The sequence below is a fragment of the Bacteroidota bacterium genome (genome assembly GCA_030017895.1).
In the GTDB taxonomy this organism is placed as follows: Bacteria; Bacteroidota; Ignavibacteria; order UBA10030; family BY39; genus JASEGV01.
This window is the reverse complement of record JASEGV010000134.1, coordinates 1-4,015: the sequence shown is the minus strand read 5'-3', so window position 1 is coordinate 4,015 and position 4,015 is coordinate 1. Positions and strand designations below refer to the sequence as shown.

At 38.9% G+C, this 4,015-nt stretch carries 4 protein-coding genes; all 4 read right to left on the bottom strand.

Annotation, left to right across the window (positions count from 1 at the left end; all coding sequences use genetic code 11):
* The coding region (locus tag QME58_14190; GenBank protein ID MDI6804963.1) for a hypothetical protein at positions 1–300 on the bottom strand (300 nt) is incomplete at its 3' end.
* Positions 301–556: 256 nt separating this feature from the next.
* The gene (locus QME58_14185) at positions 557–1,798 is read right to left on the bottom strand and encodes a DUF1015 family protein (protein MDI6804962.1); all 1,242 of its coding nucleotides are present in this window, start codon (positions 1,796–1,798) and stop codon (positions 557–559) included.
* Positions 1,799–1,877: 79 nt separating this feature from the next.
* Positions 1,878–2,783, bottom strand: coding sequence for a D-2-hydroxyacid dehydrogenase (locus QME58_14180; GenBank protein ID MDI6804961.1), 906 nt, complete (start codon positions 2,781–2,783; stop codon positions 1,878–1,880).
* 13 nt (positions 2,784–2,796) lie between these two features.
* Complete coding sequence (locus QME58_14175; protein ID MDI6804960.1) at positions 2,797–3,867, bottom strand: alanine--glyoxylate aminotransferase family protein; 1,071 nt, start codon at positions 3,865–3,867, stop codon at positions 2,797–2,799.
* Positions 3,868–4,015 lie beyond the last annotated feature (148 nt).

The following is a 4,015-nucleotide window of genomic DNA, read 5'->3' as shown; positions in this document are numbered from 1 at the left end:
GTATTGACTGAGTGCCTTGTTACCGAGAATTGTTTTGAAGTTATTAAAAGCTTGCTCGTATATGCTTAACGTCTTAACACGGAAGGAATGAGCTTGAACAGTTTTAAACTGCTCAATGAATTGCTCGAATGAAATTGAAGTTTGTTTTTTCTGTAGGTGTTGCTCGAAGTTTTGTAGTATCTTCAAAGCATCAAACTTTGATTGTTTCCCGGTTGACTTCCAACGCTTTAAGCCCGCATAAAAGTAACCGATATAATAAACACCGTTTGACCGTTTGTAGAGATAGAGTTTTGTTGACATTTTATTGCTCTCCAATCAACAATTCTATCTACAGTAGTAAAAAATATGCTGAAAATGACCGACTTGAACCCCTAACCCTCTGCTCCGAAGGCAGATGCTCTATCCAATTGAGCTACAGGCGCGTTCTAATTGTTAACTTGTCCGCCGAAGTCCGCTATGAGCGGACGAAGGAGGATGACTAATTGTCAATTGTCTATCAACTTGAGAAAGATAAGAAACTATGATGAGTTTTGCAAAACATCAAACAAGTCTTTGACTAACTTAAAAAGTGTATTACCAGTCCGTCTCTTAGTTTCGGTTCGAACCATGTTGATTTCGGCGGCATAATTTTACCGGCATCTGCAATTGCCATCAGTTCTTCAATCGAAGTTGGAAAAAGAGCAAACGTAACAGCCATTTCTCCTGAATCAACACGGCGTTCAAGCTCGCCCAGACCTCTGATTCCTCCAACAAAATCAATATTTTTACTCGTTCTAGGGTCATCTATTCCAAGCACCGGGTGCAATAAGTGATTTTGCAAAATCGAGACATCAAGTCTTGCAATAATATTGCCACTTATAATCAAGTTGGGAAGTGGACGTAAATAATACCACTTTTTATTAATATACATTCCGAATTCGCCCTTCATTCTCGGCTTGGCTTGTGCAGGCGATTCTTCAATCTCGAAATTACTTTTTATTTCACTCAGAAATTCATCAACAGTTCTGCCGTTCAAATTTTTAACAACACGGTTATAATCCAAAATTTTTAATTGATTGTGAGGGAAGAGGACTGCAAGAAAAAAATTGTATTCTTCATCGCCCGTGTGGTTTGGATTGTTGTTAGCAAGTTCAACACCCATTCTTGCAGCCGATGCCGAACGGTGATGGCCATCGGCAACGTAAAGGGTAGGAATAGCATCAAAAAGTTTTTTTATTTGTGCGATTGTGTTTTGATTTGTTATTAGCCAAAATTGATGACGAATACTATCTGCCGCAACAAAATTGTAAACCGACTTGGAAGCAGATACGTGTTCAACAATTTTATCAACCTCGTTGTGTGCAGGATATGTTAAGAAAATGGGACCTGTGTGTGCGTTTGTAACTCGTACGTGATTTGTCCGGTCGTCTTCTTTATCTTTGCGAGTCAGTTCGTGTTTCTTTATTGTATCGTTCAAATATTCTTGAATAGAAACACAACCTACAATTCCGTATTGTGTGTGTGTTCCCATCGTTTGAGCGTACAAGTAAAAATAAGGTTCCTGATCTTTTAGTAAGATTCCTTCGTTAATAAATTTGTTTAAATTCTCTTTTGCTTTTTGATAAACACGGGTGTCGTAGAGATGTATCGAAGGTTCTAAATCGATTTCGGGTTTGCCTACGTGTAAAAAACTAAGAGGATGTCCTTCAGCTTCTTTTCTTGCTTCTTCGGAATTTAAAACATCATAAGGTTTTGCTGCTACCTCGGTTGCATATTGCGGCAGAGGGCGCCAGCCGTGAAAAGGTCGTAATATTGCCATAATAAGAAATTAAAAATTAAAAATGAAAAAATTAAAATTATAGTAAATAAATTTATTCAATCTACTTACTACATAAATACTATTTCAACGCATTTACTACTTTTGTCGCGATTTCTTCGCCTACACGTTCTTGAGCTTCGTTTGTCGATGCACCGATATGAGGTGTTGCCGATACATTGGGATGATTGAGAAGTTCCTTTTGCGTATCAGTTACAGGTTCGTTCACGAATACATCGATTCCTGTTGCTGCAACTTTTCCACTCTTTAAAGCTTCGAGTAAATCGCTTTCGGAAACAACTCCACCGCGTGCGCAGTTTATCAATACTACTCCGGTCTTCATCATATCGAATTCTTTTTTGGTTATTGCAGCACCAACTTTTTTATCAAGCGGAATGTGCAGCGATATAAAATCGGATTGTTTCAGAACTTCATCCTGAGTAGTTAGCTTCACATTTAAATCGGTTGTTGTAACAAACGGATCGTAAGCAATCACATTCATTCCCAAACCAATTGCGCGTTTGGCTACTTCTTTACCGATACTTCCAATACCGAATATTCCAAGCGTTTTACCTGTAAGTTCAACGCCTTTGCTGTATTCTTTTTTGGGCCACTTCAAATTCCTCATTTCTGTTGTAGAAACGTGGATAAATCGGCAAAGCGCAAACATATGCGCAATAGCCAACTCTGCTACTGATATTGCTGAGGCACCGGGAGTATTGAGCACAGGTATTCCCTTACTTTTCGCAAATGCCACATCGATATTATCTAAACCTACACCGCCGCGGGCAATAGCTTTTAAGTTTTTACCGGCTTCAATAACTTCTTTTGTAACTTTAGTAGCTGACCTGACGATAATAGCATTATAGTTTGGAATTTCTTTTAATAATTCTTCAGGTGTTAATTTTTTATCGTCAACTTGAAACCCGGCATCAAGAAGAATTTTTTTGCCGACGTCTTCTATACCATCAGAAATTAATATTTTCATTATTCATTCCTTTCTATAGTTGTAATATTTTTTCAATTGCAGACGTAACTTCTTTAATGTCTGCCATCGTTAATTCGCCCATGTGTGCGATGCGGAAAGTTTTTTCTTTCAAATCACCATAGCCGTTGGAAATCTGCATTCCAATTTTTGCTAACTCGCTGTTAAGATTTGCGATCGAAATATTTTTAGTATTTGTAATTGTGGTAAGCGTTTGGGAAGAAAATTTTTCTTCGGGGAAAAGAGCAAAATGTTTCTTTGCCCAGGCGCGTGTATATTCTGCCATCTCAAAATGACGGTTGAATCTGTTTTCCAATCCTTCGGCTAAAATTCTGTCGAGTTGGAAATTGAGTGCAAACATATGCGAAAGTGAGGGAGTTGAAGAATACTGATGATCTTTTTTCTCGATGTAGCTATAGATGTCAACGATATCGAGATACAGTCCGCGATTTTTTACAGTCTTGGCATGTTCAAGGGAGCGCATTGTAACTGAAGCTATCGCCATTCCGGGGGGAAGAGCGAGTGCTTTTTGTGTAGAAGTTATACAGACATCAATTCCTAATTTATCGACATCAATCTTTACACCACCTAAAGAACTTACCGCATCCACGAGCCAATAAACGTCGGGATACTTTTTCTTTAGCTCCGCAAACGGTTCCAGGTCGTGCATTATTCCCGTGCTCGTTTCGTTGTGTGTTATCGTGAATACGTCGTACTTACCGGTGGATAAATACTGGTCCACGATTTCGGGCGTAGTTGGTTTGCCTAATTCCGCAGAATGTTTGTCTGCCGGTATCCCGTTAGCTTCAGCCATCTTGAACCATCGGTCGCCGAATGCGCCAACTGAAAATACGACTGCGCGTTTTGCAGTTAAAGATTTGAGGGAACCTTCCATCAATCCCGACCCTGAAGTTGTGGAGAGTAATATCGGATTTGCGGTGTACATCAGTTTGCGAAGTTTTTCTGTAATCTCGCGTTGTAAATTTGAAGCATCTTTGCTTCGATGCCCGATCATTGGCGTAGCCATTTTGGCTAACACCTCCGGTGCAACTTCTGTTGGACCGGGAATAAATAGTTTCTTGTGCATAAATAAATTCCTATTATATTTTTTAATTTTAGTTTTTTCCTAAAAAAGAACAAACGAATTGTATTGATAACTAAACCCTGCGTTCAAGTTTAACCCAGATTTGTCATTAGGAATAATCATTTGAAACAACAAAAGGCCAGCTAAAAAG

Bases quoted from the DNA above. Each gene is read 5' to 3' on its own strand.
- QME58_14185 (MDI6804962.1), bottom strand. From the start codon at position 1,798: ATGGCAATATTACGACCTTTTCACGGCTGGCGCCCTCTGCCGCAATAT.
- QME58_14180 (MDI6804961.1), bottom strand. From the start codon at position 2,783: ATGAAAATATTAATTTCTGATGGTATAGAAGACGTCGGCAAAAAAATT.
- QME58_14175 (MDI6804960.1), bottom strand. From the start codon at position 3,867: ATGCACAAGAAACTATTTATTCCCGGTCCAACAGAAGTTGCACCGGAG.